We start from the raw sequence: 15636 nt of genomic DNA on the forward strand, positions 1-15636 counted from the left end.
CCCCTCAGTACCACCCAACAAACACACCGATCACCGGTACACGGGTACCAATATCAATTATTCTCGAGTAAATATTTCCGCAAAATACTCAAAATGCACCAAAAAACAACAACCATATTTAAAAACGCACCATAACAGAACAAAATAAGTCTTGAGTTATCATCAATTAACTCGCCACGCCACAACTTAATGCGATCATGGCGCTATTGTTGTGCACCCAATGATAACTGGCTTATTTTTTGCAAATTAGGTGTGAATACGGAGAATCTGACAATGCGCGCCAGCCCCCTGCTCAACCAACGAATCATGGAACACCTGAATACCGGTGTACTGCTGCTGGATGCCGACCTGATTATTATTCATATGAACCCTTCCGCCGAAGCCCTGCTGGAAGTCAGCGGTACACGCGGCGTGGGAGCTCACTTTTTCGACCTGGCCGTTGAAGATCAACGCGATATCGACGCCATGCGGGATGCCGTTATTACCGGCCATTCCTACACCAAGCGGGAAGCCCAGATTCATTTACAAAACCAGCAAACCCTGACTCTCGACTACAGCGTCAGCCCTGTAACGCACCCGGAGACCCGTACGCCAACGCTACTGGTTGAATTGCAGGGCCGTGATCGCCTGATGCGTATCAGTCGGGAAGAGCAACTGATTGCCAAACAAGAAACCACCCGCTCCCTGGTTCGCGGACTGGCCCATGAGGTCAAGAACCCTCTTGGTGGCATCCGCGGTGCCGCTCAGCTGCTTGAACGCGAATTACCCTCCGCCGAACTGAAAGAATACACCCACATTATTATTGAAGAAGCCGACCGCCTGCGCGATCTGGTCGACCGCCTGCTCGGGCCACGCAATATTCCCAAACAGGAACCGGTCAATATCCACGAAGTGCTGGAACGTATCTGTCAGTTGGTGGATGTCGAAAGTCGTGGTCAGGTGGTTATTCACCGGGATTACGACCCGTCGATCCCGGAAATTGAAGCCGACAAGGGTCAACTGATCCAGGCCTTGCTGAATATTGGCCGTAACGCCATGCAAGCCATGCTGGAAAATCCGGATCAGCAAGAACGCCCAAGCCTGACCATTCGTACCCGCAGTGTCCGTCAATTCACCATCAGCCATCACAGTCACCGACTGGTTGCCCAGATTGAAATCATCGACAACGGTCCGGGCATACCGGACTCGATCAAGGACAACCTGTTTTACCCCATGGTCAGTGGCCGTGCCGAAGGCTCCGGACTGGGGTTATCGATCTCCCAATCCATCATCAATCAAATTAACGGCATTATCGAATTTACCAGTGTGCCTCACCGCACTGTGTTCTCCATCTTTTTACCATTGGAATCGCTATGAGTACTGTCTGGATCATCGACGACGACAAATCCATTCGCTGGGTGCTGGAGAAAGCACTTGATCAAGCCAATATCCAGACTCGGGTATTCGAACAGGCGGAGCCTGCCCTTAATCAGCTGAAGCGGGAACAACCGGACGCCATCATCACCGACATCCGGATGCCGGGTATGGACGGCCTGATGATGCTGGAACAAGTACACGAAGCCAGCCCGGACTTGCCCGTCATTATTATGACGGCCCACTCCGATCTCGAGAGCGCAGTCTCTTCGTACCGCCGCGGGGCGTTCGAATACTTGCCCAAACCCTTTGATGTCGATGAGGCAGTCAGCCTGATTGAACGGGCCATCGCCCACTTTGAAGAAATGTCCGCCAATACCACGGCACCGGAAAAAGAAATCAACGAACATGAGATCATCGGTGAAGCACCGGCGATGCAGGAAGTGTTCCGTGCTATCGGGCGCCTGTCCCACTCCCACATCACAGTACTGATCAATGGCGAATCCGGTACTGGTAAAGAACTGGTTGCCCATGCCTTGCACAAGCATAGCCCACGGGCAATTGAACCGTTTATTGCCCTGAATATGGCGGCCATTCCACGAGACCTGATTGAATCGGAATTGTTTGGCCACGAAAAAGGCTCCTTTACCGGAGCTGGCGGGCAGCGTCGCGGCCGTTTTGAACAAGCCAACGGCGGTACCCTGTTTCTCGATGAAATCGGTGATATGCCATCCGAAACCCAGACCCGGTTGTTACGAGTACTGGCCGATGGTGAATTTTACCGGGTCGGTGGCACCACTCCGATCAACGTCAACGTCCGTATTATCGCCGCCACTCACCAGAACCTCGAAACCCTGGTGAAAGAAGGCCGCTTCCGGGAAGATTTGTTTCATCGCCTGAACGTGATCCGGATTCATATCCCGCGCCTGGCCGATCGTCGTGAAGATATTCCGCAGCTACTCAGCCACTTTCTGCAGTCAGCTGCCGAAGAGCTGGATGTTGAATCCAAAACCCTGCGACCAGAAACCGAGGACTTTCTCAGCTCACTGGACTGGCCCGGTAACGTCCGCCAGCTCGAAAACACCTGTCGCTGGATTACCGTCATGGCCTCTGGCCGTGAAGTACTGATCAATGACCTGCCACCCGAGCTGCTGGAACAGCAAAGCAGCACACAAACCTCCGGCAACTGGGAACAGAACCTGCGATTCTGGGCCGATCAACAGCTGTCCCATGGTGCGGTCAACTTGCTGGATACGGCCGTTCCCATCTTTGAACGCATCATGATTGAAACCGCCTTGAAGCATACCGCCGGGCGTCGTCGGGATGCCGCCAACCTGCTCGGATGGGGACGTAATACCCTGACCCGCAAGATCAAGGAACTGGATATGGAAACCGGCAGCGACGATTCTGAAGCAGAAGAATAAGCCTGCCACACCCGATGCAATCGTCTTCTCGATAGGATAAGGCGATTGCAGTATTGCCCAGCCAGACGCCATCGTCGGCTGGGTGATGCCAAACCATACATCCCCACCCCGTCTCCATACATCCCGGCTCAGGGCATGGCTTGACCACTCTTGTTTATCCTGGCTTGATTTCCGGGCTGACCTGATCTCTTTACACAACCAACGGGCCACCGCTCGTCGATTTCCTGTGATATTGGCCGCCCCAGCGCCACCCCTGTGCTAAAACCATCACGCCTTCTCGTAACAAAGACGGATACTCTGTGGTCAGAGCGATTGCTATAGTCAAAATCAAAACCGAAAGGACAGGAGGCTAGACCCGTATGAACAAGCTGCACATTCTGATTACTGGCGGCGCCAGTGGTATCGGCCTGGGAATTGCCGAACACCTGGGCAAGCAAGGCGCTCGAATCGTGATTTCTGACATTAGCCAGGAAGCGCTGGACAAAGGTGTATTGCAGTTGCAAGCCGCCGGTATCGATGCGAGTACCGCGATGGCGGATATGTCCGATGTCACTGCCATTGATGCCCTTGCCAGCCAGTTTGCCAATGATCCCATTAACGTCGTGATCAATAACGCTGGCCTACAGTTTGTATCCCGGCTGGAAGACTTCCCTGCCGATCGCTGGAAGCTGCTGATTGACGTTATGCTGGTCGGCCCGGCAATGTTGTCACGCGCATTACTACCCGCCATGCGTGAACAAGGATTCGGTCGCATCATCAATATTGGCTCAATTCATAGCCTGGTCGCTTCGCCATACAAATCGGCTTATGTCGCTGCCAAACATGGCCTGATTGGTTTTTCCAAAACCCTGGCGCTGGAAACCGGTGATACCGACATCACGGTCAATACCATTTGTCCGTCGTACGTCAAAACCCCGCTGGTCGAAAAGCAGATTGCCGCCCAGGCCAAGGAAAACGGTATTTCTGAAGAAGAAGTGATCAACAAGATCATGCTGGAACCCATGCCGAAAAAACAATTTATCGATATCTCGGAAATTGCTGGCACCGTGGCATTTCTGGCCAGTCCTGCCGCCAAAAACATTACCGGTCAGACCATGGTACTAGATGGCGGCTGGGTCGCCCGCTAGCGCCGGGTCATTATCGACTGCGGTAGATCACGGCCGGTGGCAGTCAGGCATGGATGGATGGACAAAAAAAACCAGCGTCAGACGCTGGTTTTTTTATAGACCCTCAAACGACTAGCCGTAAATCAGCCAGCTGGTCAGGAAGGTAATGCCGACCACAACCAGCACTGACCCTCCCAGTACCAGCACGACGTCTTTTAATGGAAGTTCCCTTTCCGGAGTATCGTGCAGCATATGACTGCGCACATGGTGGCGCACGGGATGCGTCCCGGCAAAAGCGGCTGTCGCCGCTCCTTTTCCATACCATTGGTTATTCATGGTGTAACCCTCCGGGTAAATACGGATGGCGACAGAATAAAAAGCGGTGACGGGTTTTCCCGATCACTGTTTTCCTCTGGCACTATCCACAATGTGCGGCTGGATCAGTATGATCAGCTCGCGTTTCACACAGGCCTGTCGGAACCAGCCATACAGCCAGCCCAACAGGGAAATCTCGCCCTGTTCACCATCGTGGCATCCATTCATCTTGAGGTGGTTTGATGTCTGATAATCGTCTGGTAGTCGTTACAGCTGTCGATCCCACTACCAACCGTTCCCTGCTGTACACATCCTGACGGACATACAGGTTTGGGCATAAGACGCGTGAGTGTGAGGCTATCCTGGATTCTTATTTGTATTATCAAGACTCACTGCTCACACGGGCGTTGTGTGCGTCTGTTGCCCGCTATTACTGGTCTGTTTTTACCAGGTTCTTTACCAAGCCAAATTGGCTCCTTCTGAAAGTTTAGACACACCTTGACGATAATGTTCAATAATTAACCATTTTTTGCGGCTGATTCACATGGCATATCGAGCCAGTTTCTGTTTTTACAAACCAGTTAAAAGATTCAGCCAAGAAAAAATGTCAGCCGCAAACCTTCTGCTTTGAACATATCTGGTGGTCATTCCCCTGAAAAACTATACTGGCTCACCGTCAGCTCTCCGGATAACAGCATGTTTCATATCGTTTTATTTGAACCGGAAATTCCACCCAATACCGGTAATATCATCCGCCTGTGCGCCAATACCGGCTGCCAGTTACATCTGATCGAGCCGCTGGGATTCTCTCTGGAAGAAAAGGCACTGCGCCGTGCCGGGCTGGATTATCACGAATATGCCCAGGTCAAAACCTACCCTGATTTTGGTCAATTCTTGCAACAGGCTCAGCCTGGCCGACTGTTTCCGTTAACAACCAAGGGCAGCCGGGTGCATTCTTCCGCAACATTTCAGCCAGACGACTATTTTATGTTTGGACCAGAAACCCGTGGCTTGCCCGCCGAGGTGTTACAACAGTTTCCCGCAGACCACTGGCTAAGGCTGCCAATGCTTCCCGACAGCCGTAGTCTTAACCTCTCGAATACTGTTGCGGTACTGGTGTTTGAAGCCTGGCGGCAGGTTGGATATGAAGGTGCCAGATTGGCAGGGGATGGTATCTAGACGAAGGCTATTGAGACAAAAATGCCCGGCATAAGCCAGGCGTTTTATCAGTCAGACAGCGCATTCCATTCTCCCTGATCAGTACCAGGGAGCCAGCACTTAATGAGTTGCTTCAGGTGCTGCTACTGCTTCTTCCGCTTCTTGCTGCATGCGCTGGGCGAACAGGGCATCGAAGTTGATCGGTGCCAGCATCAGTGCCGGGAAGCCGCCTTTTACAACCAGGCTGTCAACCGACTCACGCAGGTATGGGAACAGGATATTAGGGCACATCGCACCCATCATTGGCTTCAGCTGTTCTTCCGGAATATTGTCGGCAAGGAACAGGCCACACTGCATGACTTCAACCAGAAAGGCGGTTTCGTCATCGGCCAGTTTTGCCGTTGCAGTCACTTTAACAAACACTTCAAAATGGCTTTCATCAACCCGACGCGCGCCAGTGTTCAGATCCAGCTTGATTTCAGGCTTCCACTCTTTGGTAAACACCATCGGCGCATTAGGCACTTCAATGGAAGCATCCTTGACATAAACGCGCTGCAGAGCGAATTGTGGTTGTGCATTCTCAGTCATAAATAGTTCCTTGGTTATTTGCGTACTACCGGAAGATTCTGTGCATTCCACTCCATCATGCCGCCTGAAAGACGTACGGTGTTGAAGCCTTTTTCCTTGAGCATTTTGGCAGCCACGGACACTGTTGTACCGGTTTTACAGATCAGTACAATCGGGTGATCTTTATGAGCATTCAACTCGTTCATCCGCTTGGCCAGCTCGGAAAACGGAATATTGCGAGCATTGGCCAAATGGCCGCTGCTGAAGTCTTTTTTATCGCGGATATCGACGACAATAGCGTCTTCACGATTAATCAATTGAGTCGCTTGAGCCGGAGAAACCGACGCGCCACTACGTTGCTTGTTATCAAACAACAGGGCCGCCAGAAACGCGCCCCAGATAGCCACCAGCCACCAGTGGTTACCGATAAATTCGAACACCTGTTCCATAATTCTCGTCATTGCCAGAAAAATCAGGCCCGGAGTATAACCTCTGACCGCGCTACTGTCCCACTCTTGCAGCACTCCGGGGAGCGGCGGTTTGATCTGCTCCAATGAAGCACAAGTGCCAATGATTATATCGAACCATTTTGCCCACTGTGATCAGTAGCTGGCTTTCAGTACAATCAGGGCATCAAATCATTACACACGGTGCCGAATCATGAACAAGCGTCCCAAACCCGTTGCATTAATTATTCTGGACGGCTGGGGTTATCGGGCAGAAACCGATAACAACGCCATTGCCAATGCCAACACACCGACCTGGGATCGTTTGCTGGATGTCTTCCCCAACACCCTGATCCAGACTTCTGGAGAAGCGGTTGGCTTGCCAGATGGGCAAATGGGCAACTCCGAAGTCGGCCATATGAATCTCGGGGCTGGTCGCATCGTTTACCAGAACTTCACCCGTATCAACAAAGCCATTGTTGATGGCGAGCTGCAACAGAACCCGGCACTGGTGGCAGCGATGGACAAGGCCAAAGCCGCAGGGGGCGCAGTACATTTCACCGGTCTGCTATCACCTGGCGGTGTTCATAGCCATGAAGACCATCTGGTCGCCCTGCTCGAAATGGCCCATGAGCGTGGTATCAAGCAAGTCTGTGTTACCGGCATTCTCGACGGCCGGGATACCCCGCCCCGCTCGGCCGCCGACTCCATTGCCAAAATAGAAGCCAAATGCACCGAGCTGGGCAACGCCCGCCTCACCGGTATCGTCGGTCGCTACTTTGCCATGGACCGTGACAATCGTTGGGAACGGGTACAGACCGCCTACGACCTGATGACCACTGGCAACGCCCAGTACACCGCCAGCAACGGTAGCGATGCCCTGCAGGCCGCCTACGAGCGTGATGAAAACGACGAATTTGTCACCGCTACCCTGATCGGCGAGCCAGCCCCGGTACAGGATGGCGATGCCATTATCTGCTTCAACTTCCGCCCTGACCGCTCCCGCGAACTGACCCGGGCGTTTGTGGAAGGTGACGAATTCAACGGCTTTGACCGAGCGCTACGTCCAGCCCTGAGTGACTTTGTCATGTTGACTGAATACGCAGCCAGCATCGATGCCAGCTGTGCTTTCCCACCCGAACCCCTGAGCAACGGCCTGGGTGAATACATTGCCAACCAGGGCATGAAACAACTGCGGATTGCTGAAACCGAAAAATACGCCCACGTTACCTTTTTCTTCTCCGGCGGGCAGGAAACCGAATACGACGGTGAAACCCGTATTCTGGTGAACTCTCCCAGCGTGGCAACCTATGACTTGCAGCCTGAAATGAGCGCACCGGAAGTCACCGAAAAACTGGTTGATGCCATTAAGCATGGTGATTACGACCTGATCGTCTGTAACTATGCCAATGGCGATATGGTAGGTCATACCGGTATTATGGATGCCGCTGTCAAGGCCGCCGAAGCCATCGACACCGCTCTCGAAGCCGTCACCAGCGCCATTCTCGAAGTGGGCGGTGAGTGTCTGATCACCGCCGACCACGGTAACGCCGAGCAAATGCTCGACGATCAGGGCCGGGCCATGACCCAGCACACCACCGGCCCGGTCAACCTGGTGTACGTTAACGAACGTGAACAGGGCGCCATTCAACCCGGTCGACTGTGTGATATCGCGCCAACCTTATTGGCCATGATGGGCCTGGAACAACCTGCCGAAATGACCGGCAATTCTCTGGTGGACTATAGCTGAACCATGAAAATCCCGACTCCGTCCAGCCTGCTGCTGACCTGTTTGCTCAGCCTCGCCACCACGCTCCCTGTGGTTGCTGAAGAAGCCGGTGATGCCGCCAAACTTCAAGCCTTGAAGCAGGATATCGCCAAGCTGCAGCAATGGCTGAATGAAGCCAGCGCCGAACACAGCAAGCTGTCGGAGTCGTTACGCAACACCGACCAGGACATCGGCGCCATAACGCGCAAGATAGAAGAAACCCGGCGCTTGCTCAAGGAGGAGCAAGACCGCCTAAAAAAGCTCCGACAGGATCAGGCGCAGCTCAATGAGCTGCGCAGTCGGCATACCTTGCGTTTAAAAGAGCAGCTGCAGGCTGCTTATCGTCTTGGTGGCGACAGTCCGATCAAAATGCTGCTGAACCAGGATGATTCCCAACAAGCCCAGCGTATGCTGAGCTACTTTGGCTATTTTAATCGCGCCCGTATGGAAGAAATCAACCACACGCTCAGCGAGCTGACCCGACTGGAACATATTGCCGACGAAATCATCGCCCAGGAACAACAGTTACAACGTACCCAGCAGTCGCTGGATCAGAAAAACCGCCAGCTGACGCAACAAAAGAAAAAACAGAATCGCCTGCTGGCACAATTAAGTCAGCAAATGACCAGCGAGAAAAGCACGCTGGCGCGTAAACAGGCCGATCGTAAACGCCTCGAATCCCTGTTTGATGAAGTCCAGACCCTGGTCGAAAAAAGCCCGCGCAAACAGGATGTACGCCCCTTTAAAGCCCTCAAACGGTCGCTTCCCCGTCCGCTGGCCGGGCGCATCATCGCCGCTTATGGCAATCCCAATACTGGTGGCGTTGGTCGCTGGGAAGGCTGGTTGATTGCCGCTCCGGAAGGCACCAATATCCAGGCCGTCCATCACGGCCGGGTCGTCTACTCCGACTGGTTGCGAGGCTTTGGCCTGTTGATGATTCTTGATCACGGTAATGGTTATATGACGCTGTACGCCCACAACCAGACCCTGATGTACGACGTCGGTGCCTGGGTCAATCAAGGGGATGTGATTGGTGCCGTTGGACGCAGTGGCGGGCTACAGGAACCCCGGCTGTATTTTGAAATTCGCCACCGTGGCAAGCCACTGGACCCTGCCGCCTGGCTGGTCAAACGCTGATATTCGGCAACAACAACACATCAACGTGAGTGAAACTCCAGTGCCAATAGGGAGTCTGCGTTAACAGCTCCCCGCTTTTATGCCATGCTTCGACCACTGACGACTACGAGAACCTCCATGCACGCTATCGTTTCAACTGCCACTGCACTGTCTCTGGCGCTGGCCTTGTCCGCTCCGGTATCTGCCGACCAAATACCGCCAACCACAACGGAACCCGTTCTGGCAGAGCAAGCGCAGGCCCCGCTGCCGCTGGATGAACTCAGAAACTTCGCCGAAGTATTCGAGCGTATTCGCAGCGCCTACGTAGAAGAAGTCGATGACAAGACCCTGTTTGGCTACGCCATTAACGGCATGCTGACAGCCCTGGACCCGCACTCGGTGTATTTACAACCCGACGACTTTTCGGAACTGCAGGAAACCACCTCCGGCAAATTTGGTGGCCTGGGCATGGAAGTGGGTCAGCAAGATGGCATGGTCATGGTGGTCTCTCCAATTGACGATACCCCCGCCGCCAAGGCTGGTATCAAGTCCGGTGATCTGATTGTCAGCCTTGATGGCGAAGCCATGGTCGGTGTATCACTGAGCGATGCCATCGAAAAAATGCGCGGTGAACCTGGCTCTCCCATCACGCTGGAAATACGCCGTCAAAACGAACCGCAGCTGCTGAAGTTCGACTTGATTCGCGATGAAATCAAGGTTCGCAGTGTGCGCTCGGAGTTACTCAGCGACCAGATCGGCTACCTCCGTATTACCCAGTTCCAGGAACATACCGGTGCCGAACTGGTACGTATCCTGTCACAGTGGCAAGCTGATCACAGCGTCAGGGGATTGATTCTTGATCTGCGTAATAACCCCGGTGGGGTCTTGGGTGCTGCCGTCGATGTCAGTGATGCCTTCCTTGACGAAGGCCTGATCGTCTATACCAAGGGCAGGGGCAACAGCTCGGATATGCGCTTTTCAGCCAGCCCTGCCACGGTTGCCGAACGCTTGCCCTTGATTGTGCTGATCAATGGCGGCTCAGCGTCGGCCTCTGAAATTGTTGCCGGAGCACTGCAAGATCATCAACGCGCCGTTGTGGTGGGTACCCAGTCGTTTGGCAAAGGCTCAGTACAGACCGTATTACCGCTAGCGGACAACAAAGCCGTCAAGCTGACCACCGCACGCTACTTCACCCCTAACGGCCGTTCCATTCAAGCCAAAGGGATTATCCCCGACATTCTGGTAGAACAAAGCGATGTGACCCCGCGTGCTCGTAGCCGGACATTCAAGGAATCCGATTTGCGGGGCCACCTGTCCAACCCGCAAAAAGGCGAGTCGACGACCAATAAGGACGTTGCCAGCAATACTGACGAAGCCGATGAAGCCGCGGCCAATGCCGACCAGCTACTGAAAGACTTTCAGCTCTACGAAGCCCATACCCTGCTGCGTGGCATGACCATTCTGGGAGCCAGGCAGTAGCCATGCAGCCAATCACCATCCAGATGTTGTTGATGCCCGACGCCACAGTAGGTGTTCCACAAACCAGTGTGTTGCAAGGAATCTGAGTCACCATGATGGCACCACATATATGGCTGACCCTGTGTCTCGGCAGTTGGGCATTACCTGCAGCGGCGGCTGAGTTATTGCTGGTCATTGATGATATTGGCAACAATCGTCTCCTTGGCGAGCAACTGCTGGCGCTACCCGCTCCGGTCAATATGGCATTTTTACCCCACACACCTTTTGCTGCCAGTCTTGCCGCCAAAGCCGCTGCGCAAGGGCATACCGTGATGCTGCACGCTCCGATGGCGACCGAGTCCGGGGTCAAACTGGGGCCAGGTGGGCTTTACCCAACGATGGACAAAGCCACGTTGAGCGCCACGTTAAACGCTGACCTCGATGCGATTCCCGCCGTCAGTGGCCTTAATAATCATATGGGCAGCCTGTTAACCCAGGATTGTGAACGAATGAGCTGGGTGATGGATATCGCCCGTCAACGGCGACTGTTTTTTATCGATAGTCGCACGACTGCCGCCACCTGTGCCCGCCAGGCCGCCTTGCAGGCGGGCGTCCCCGTACTGGCCAGAGATGTATTTCTGGATAACGATCGCTCCGCAGCAGCACTGGCACAGCAGTTTGATAAAGCAATCACATTGGCCAATCAACACGGCCAGGCGGTGTTGATTGGCCACCCCTACCCGGAGACCATTCAGTTTCTGCAGCAACGCCTGCGTCCAACGGAGTCCCGGGGTTGGCACCTGGCTGCGCTGCACGACAAACTGGCGCCGACCGCCGCACAGCAGCTATTGGTTGCCAGCAAAACAGACCCGCATAACAGTGTGATTCATACCGCCGATGCCGACCCCTTATTCCATCATCCGGCTCAAGAGATGCCCTGCCCGATAACCGCAGGTCAGCCAACTCGTACTGCAAATACAGCGAAGGGAAGAGCGCTGCTGAATGCGAAGACCCTGGCGCTGCGGTCACTCACAAATATCAGTCTGACCCTGGCAAGACCGACCCCTGGCCCAACACCATTAACCGCTCCCTTAACCTCTTCACCAGTGCTCACACCGACGTGCACAACAGCGCATGCCGCGACGACAAAGGCCGAGCAGAGTATCGGTGTATTACGTTTGCCAGAATCTCACGCCCGCCGAGTGATGCGAGTCCATCTACAGCCTTGAACGTTGCGGCTGGCTGCTACTAGTTGCTCTTGGGCGTTATCAACAAGGAAGGATTAAGCAACCAACAACCCGGCGGTTATAAACGCAATCGGCTTCCTGTTGGAAGCCGATTGCGTTGCCGGTGTAACTGGCGCCATCAGGCAGCTGTCAGAAATGGTAGCCCATACCAAGATAGAAACCGTCGGTATTGCCCGCCGCTTCGTTCTGTAGCTGATAGTCAAATTTGAATACCACCTGATCGACCGGATAATAATTGACACCGGCGTTGGTCTGGATCTTATCCACGCCTTCTTCCTGCGACCAGGCAGTCTGACGGGCAAACACCCCTACCGATGGCAATGCTTTCCAGGAGACTTCCAGCTGACCGCCGTCCTGAACCTGCTTGCCTGCCTCCTTGGCGTCATCTCCTGCCAGATCCCAACGGGCATACATGCCTTTCAGGGTGACATCGTTCAACTGATACACCAGATGGGCACCCAGCAAGGTGGCCGAGTCGGCGTAGGATTCTACTGCGCTCTGGTCCAGGTCAGGCTGGTACTGGGCATACGCCGCCAGCTCCAGGCCACTGACGCCGGTGTAACGCACGCGCACGGTAGTTGCCAGATCAAAGGCATCGGCATTGGAAGTTTTTTGCTTGCCGGCTTTCAGATCAAAAGGATCAGCATCGGAATCGGTGCTGGGATCATCGGTTTTCATCCCTTCCGACAGCATGACATCGTAGCTCAGGCCACTGGAAAACTGCTGGCTGTACATGATACCGCCAACATACCAGGTGGTTGGTACGATGGTGGTTTCCAGCACCGGCCGTTCAACCCCGTAGTAAGTGGTTGGTTCGTGGGTTTCGTTGACGATACCGACAGGAACCAGCTGGATACCGGTTTTGACCTGCTGGGTATCCGACAAGTCCACTTGCAAGAAAGCCTGTTCCAGCTCAACCGCCCCTTCGCCATCAGAGCCGGGAACAACGGTATGCTCCACTTCAAATTCTGAGTGGAAATGCACCCGATCAGAAAAATCGTATCCCACAAACAGCACCCAGCGACGGAAATCAAGCTGCTTGTCATCAGTGCCATCCACACTGAGATTGTGATAGTTCAATTCACCATAACCACCAAAGTGAATATTGCTGTGCGACGATGTCTGTTGCTGGGCATCAATGGCATCGGCCATCATTTCCATACGGCCATTCAGTGACTCTTCCAGCTGCTGGATACGTTGCTCCAGCTGGCGGATGGTATCTTGCTGGTCATCGGCAGCGTATGCCGGAGTAACCAATCCTGTCGCGGCAATCACTGCCAAAGGGGCCAGGGTGTATTTCATTACGGTATCCTGCTTAAGGTATCTAAGGTTAAATTCAGTCACTATGTCAGTCGCCATCACTGAAATTGATGCCAAGGCTGACATCAAGCCCATCGGGAATTTCACGTTTGAAGTTGCCATCCAGTGCCGCTGCCATGCTGTTAAAACTGGTGGCATCCTGATCGCTGATGGCATCGTTGGCTTGCTCCAGATTGCTGCGTACCGTATCGGCATCGGCGCTGTTACCGGCGGATTCCATCAAGTCAAACAAGCTCACGGTGGTGGATTCGGAGCCTTCCAGCAATTCAGTAATCACGTCGATACTGGCCTGCATTTCGGGCCAGGCATTGCCCGACAAGGCCGCGACGTTGCTGACGGTGTCACGCTGTTGCAAATAGTCGAGATAGCTTTGCACGGCAGAAATCAATGCTGTCAGTGGCTCCGAACCATCATCCAGATCCCCCGCCAGAAACAGGTCCCGGTAAGATGTGCCGCTCTCCAGATGATCAAGGGTCCAGCCATTTACCACGTAGTCAGCGCGATTTTGCACACTGCCTGCCAAGCCTTCCATCACCTCACATTTGCGTGGTTGCTGTATAAACTCAGCAACGATATCAGCCGCCACCTGGCTCTGGTCACTGGAGGTTTCAAATGCCACGACTTCCAGCGGCAGCAAGCCGACATACTGGAACGTAAGGCCGTCGAAGTAGCTACTGCCAAGCTCTGTTTCCGACTCTGAATCTATCAGGGTCTGGATATTCGAGCGCACCGTGGCAGTATAATTGGTCCCACGCACCCGGTAGGAGTCAACGAACTGGTACACCGGGAAAACGGTGTCGTCGAACAATGGGCCAAAATTGAATGGCAACAAGCGGTACCAGCTATCTGCCATTGTTTTCCAGTCCGTTTGCAGCTGGCTCAAGCCAGCTTCATCCGGAGCGCTACAAAAGCTGTCGACACTGTTGTTGAAGTCACTGACTTCACTGGCAAATTGCTCACTGGCAACGATGATGGTGCCATCAACCAGCTGCTCCAGCGCCAGAGACAGAGAGCCTTCGGTCAAGGCAACGGCATCGTTTTCACGACTGCCACCACAGCTGGCCAGTGTCAGACAGGTGCCCAGACACAACCAGGCAGAAGCGGATTTCAACATCGGGATTCTCTTTATCAAGGTCATACAGATTGGTCTGGTAGGGTAAAGGTAAACATATGATTGTCCCAGTGACGGCCAGCAAATGAGCGCCGCATCGCGCGGTCTTCTTTCAGGCTGCGGACATCAATCATGCGCACATCACCACGGGAATTACTCAATACAAAGTACTGCTGGTCACGGCTGACGGTCAGGCCACAGACATCAAAAAAGGCGTGATAGCCAACCAGCTGGTGCGTATCCAGATGCCAGAATGCCACCAGATCGCCCCGCGGGCTGGAAAATGCCGCAATACGCTCTCCATTGTGCAAGGCAGCACTGCCCATATAATCGTTAAATTTAAGGATCAGGGTTTCCGGCCCTTGCAGCGTAACCAGCGGCTGACCAGGTTTGTGTATTGCCGCCAGAGGTACCAGTGCATGACTGTGCATCGCCGGGCGCTGCAATTGGGTCGCAATGGCAACGGTGCCATCGTCCGCCAATGCCAGGTGACGAATACTGGCTTTGCTTTCCGGCAAGCGATGCTGACTGATCAGGGTGCCATTAGCGAGTGACAGATACACCAGCGATGGGTCCATGGTGTCCAGATTCAGCACCTTGCGACCACTGTCCGGATGCGTCAGCAAACCGCCATTGGCAACCACTAGCGACTGGCCATCCGGCATCACGTGGACATCGTGGGGGCCGATACCATGGGTCAGATATTCGGCCTCGAGCTGCCAGTTAACCGTATTGCGCACCATCAGCTTGCCGGTGCCAGTGCGGTAATCCGATTCGGTGGTCAACAAATGCTGACCATCCGGACTGAAACACCCATGACCGTGCATATGATGGCCAGTGGTGCACTCGATCACCTGTTCGACGGAACCATCCAGCAGGTTAAGCACCAATGCCTGGGTACCTGGCCGACGGGCAAACATGACCGCCTGATCCAGACGCTGTGGGTGTTGGGCCAAACCATGGCCACGAAAACCACTGCTGGCAGAGTGCAACTCAGCACGCCGCTCGCCATCGACAATCCAGCTGGCAAAATAGCCGTCTTCGCCATCGCCTTCGGCACTGACCCAGGCTTCGGTGCCGGTGACGACTGCGCTGGTCGAATACCGACTGGCCGATGTTGCCGCAAATGCCGTTCCTGGCAAGGCGGAGGCCGCCAGGGCACTGGCGACTCCTCCCAACAGACGCCGTCGTGACGGGTCCTGTGCTAATCCTGATGATGCTGAATCCGCTGACATCACGGTTCTCCC

The 15636-nt window shown here is 54.1% G+C and carries 14 protein-coding genes; 8 read left to right on the forward strand and 6 right to left on the reverse strand.

Annotation, left to right across the window (positions count from 1 at the left end; all coding sequences use genetic code 11):
• Positions 1 to 273 precede the first annotated feature (273 nt).
• From glnL to Q8W32_RS05980, 3 genes are all read left to right on the forward strand, one after another.
• Entirely contained in the window at positions 274 to 1356 is a 1083-nt protein-coding gene (gene glnL / locus Q8W32_RS05970) for a nitrogen regulation protein NR(II) (protein ID WP_305414143.1), read from the forward strand.
• Entirely contained in the window at positions 1353 to 2777 is a 1425-nt protein-coding gene (ntrC, locus tag Q8W32_RS05975) for a nitrogen regulation protein NR(I) (protein WP_303432564.1), read from the forward strand. The genes glnL and ntrC overlap by 4 nt, the downstream gene beginning before the upstream one ends.
• Before the next feature lie 359 nt (positions 2778 to 3136).
• Positions 3137 to 3904, forward strand: a complete 768-nt coding sequence (locus Q8W32_RS05980; protein ID WP_303432565.1) for a 3-hydroxybutyrate dehydrogenase — start codon at positions 3137 to 3139, stop codon at positions 3902 to 3904.
• Positions 3905 to 4015: 111 nt separating this feature from the next.
• On the opposite strand, the gene Q8W32_RS05985 is transcribed toward Q8W32_RS05980, so the two are convergent.
• On the reverse strand, positions 4016 to 4219 hold the full coding sequence (locus Q8W32_RS05985) for a hypothetical protein (protein WP_303432566.1): 204 nt from the start codon (positions 4217 to 4219) through the stop codon (positions 4016 to 4018).
• Between the two features lie 675 nt (positions 4220 to 4894).
• On the opposite strand from Q8W32_RS05985, the gene trmL reads away from it, so the two are divergent.
• Positions 4895 to 5377, forward strand: coding sequence for a tRNA (uridine(34)/cytosine(34)/5-carboxymethylaminomethyluridine(34)-2'-O)-methyltransferase TrmL (gene trmL / locus Q8W32_RS05990; protein ID WP_303432567.1), 483 nt, complete (start codon positions 4895 to 4897; stop codon positions 5375 to 5377).
• A 99-nt stretch (positions 5378 to 5476) separates the two neighbouring features.
• Here trmL and secB read toward each other — a convergent pair whose 3' ends face one another.
• Positions 5477 to 5944, reverse strand: a complete 468-nt coding sequence (secB, locus tag Q8W32_RS05995; protein WP_303432568.1) for a protein-export chaperone SecB — start codon at positions 5942 to 5944, stop codon at positions 5477 to 5479.
• Positions 5945 to 5958: 14 nt separating this feature from the next.
• Positions 5959 to 6372, reverse strand: a complete 414-nt coding sequence (locus Q8W32_RS06000; protein WP_305414145.1) for a rhodanese-like domain-containing protein — start codon at positions 6370 to 6372, stop codon at positions 5959 to 5961.
• A gap of 211 nt (positions 6373 to 6583) precedes the next feature.
• Here Q8W32_RS06000 and gpmI point away from each other — a divergent pair, with 211 nt between their 5' ends.
• The 4 genes from gpmI to Q8W32_RS06020 all read left to right on the forward strand — a co-directional run bounded on the left by gpmI (position 6584) and on the right by Q8W32_RS06020 (position 11940).
• A complete protein-coding gene (gene gpmI / locus Q8W32_RS06005) occupies positions 6584 to 8119 on the forward strand; it encodes a 2,3-bisphosphoglycerate-independent phosphoglycerate mutase (protein ID WP_305414146.1) in 1536 nt (511 codons plus the stop codon).
• 3 nt (positions 8120 to 8122) lie between these two features.
• On the forward strand, positions 8123 to 9274 hold the full coding sequence (locus Q8W32_RS06010; protein ID WP_305414147.1) for a murein hydrolase activator EnvC: 1152 nt from the start codon (positions 8123 to 8125) through the stop codon (positions 9272 to 9274).
• A 117-nt stretch (positions 9275 to 9391) separates the two neighbouring features.
• Positions 9392 to 10732 carry a S41 family peptidase gene (locus Q8W32_RS06015; protein ID WP_305414150.1) on the forward strand — a complete coding sequence of 447 codons (1341 nt, stop codon included), beginning with the start codon at positions 9392 to 9394 and terminating at the stop codon, positions 10730 to 10732.
• Positions 10733 to 10824: 92 nt separating this feature from the next.
• Positions 10825 to 11940 carry a divergent polysaccharide deacetylase family protein gene (locus Q8W32_RS06020; RefSeq protein WP_305414152.1) on the forward strand — a complete coding sequence of 372 codons (1116 nt, stop codon included), beginning with the start codon at positions 10825 to 10827 and terminating at the stop codon, positions 11938 to 11940.
• Positions 11941 to 12087: 147 nt separating this feature from the next.
• On the opposite strand, the gene Q8W32_RS06025 is transcribed toward Q8W32_RS06020, so the two are convergent.
• From Q8W32_RS06025 to Q8W32_RS06035, 3 genes are read right to left on the reverse strand one after another with little or no spacing between them, the layout of a single operon-like run.
• Positions 12088 to 13260 carry a porin gene (locus Q8W32_RS06025; RefSeq protein ID WP_303432574.1) on the reverse strand — a complete coding sequence of 391 codons (1173 nt, stop codon included), beginning with the start codon at positions 13258 to 13260 and terminating at the stop codon, positions 12088 to 12090.
• A gap of 46 nt (positions 13261 to 13306) precedes the next feature.
• Entirely contained in the window at positions 13307 to 14392 is a 1086-nt protein-coding gene (locus Q8W32_RS06030) for an imelysin family protein (protein ID WP_305414153.1), read from the reverse strand.
• Between the two features lie 20 nt (positions 14393 to 14412).
• Positions 14413 to 15624, reverse strand: coding sequence for a DUF1513 domain-containing protein (locus Q8W32_RS06035; RefSeq protein ID WP_303432577.1), 1212 nt, complete (start codon positions 15622 to 15624; stop codon positions 14413 to 14415).
• Positions 15625 to 15636 lie beyond the last annotated feature (12 nt).

This window comes from Oceanobacter sp. 3_MG-2023, from assembly GCF_030688925.1.
In the GTDB taxonomy this organism is placed as follows: Bacteria; Pseudomonadota; Gammaproteobacteria; order Pseudomonadales; family Oceanobacteraceae; genus Oceanobacter.

Bases quoted from the DNA above. Each gene is read 5' to 3' on its own strand.
- secB (WP_303432568.1), bottom strand. From the start codon at position 5,944: ATGACTGAGAATGCACAACCACAATTCGCTCTGCAGCGCGTTTATGTC.
- Q8W32_RS06035 (WP_303432577.1), bottom strand. From the start codon at position 15,624: ATGTCAGCGGATTCAGCATCATCAGGATTAGCACAGGACCCGTCACGA.
- trmL (WP_303432567.1), top strand. From the start codon at position 4,895: ATGTTTCATATCGTTTTATTTGAACCGGAAATTCCACCCAATACCGGT.
- Q8W32_RS05980 (WP_303432565.1), top strand. From the start codon at position 3,137: ATGAACAAGCTGCACATTCTGATTACTGGCGGCGCCAGTGGTATCGGC.
- Q8W32_RS06025 (WP_303432574.1), bottom strand. From the start codon at position 13,260: ATGAAATACACCCTGGCCCCTTTGGCAGTGATTGCCGCGACAGGATTG.
- Q8W32_RS06030 (WP_305414153.1), bottom strand. From the start codon at position 14,392: ATGTTGAAATCCGCTTCTGCCTGGTTGTGTCTGGGCACCTGTCTGACA.
- glnL (WP_305414143.1), top strand. From the start codon at position 274: ATGCGCGCCAGCCCCCTGCTCAACCAACGAATCATGGAACACCTGAAT.
- Q8W32_RS06020 (WP_305414152.1), top strand. From the start codon at position 10,825: ATGATGGCACCACATATATGGCTGACCCTGTGTCTCGGCAGTTGGGCA.
- Q8W32_RS05985 (WP_303432566.1), bottom strand. From the start codon at position 4,219: ATGAATAACCAATGGTATGGAAAAGGAGCGGCGACAGCCGCTTTTGCC.
- gpmI (WP_305414146.1), top strand. From the start codon at position 6,584: ATGAACAAGCGTCCCAAACCCGTTGCATTAATTATTCTGGACGGCTGG.
- ntrC (WP_303432564.1), top strand. From the start codon at position 1,353: ATGAGTACTGTCTGGATCATCGACGACGACAAATCCATTCGCTGGGTG.
- Q8W32_RS06015 (WP_305414150.1), top strand. From the start codon at position 9,392: ATGCACGCTATCGTTTCAACTGCCACTGCACTGTCTCTGGCGCTGGCC.
- Q8W32_RS06010 (WP_305414147.1), top strand. From the start codon at position 8,123: ATGAAAATCCCGACTCCGTCCAGCCTGCTGCTGACCTGTTTGCTCAGC.
- Q8W32_RS06000 (WP_305414145.1), bottom strand. From the start codon at position 6,372: ATGGAACAGGTGTTCGAATTTATCGGTAACCACTGGTGGCTGGTGGCT.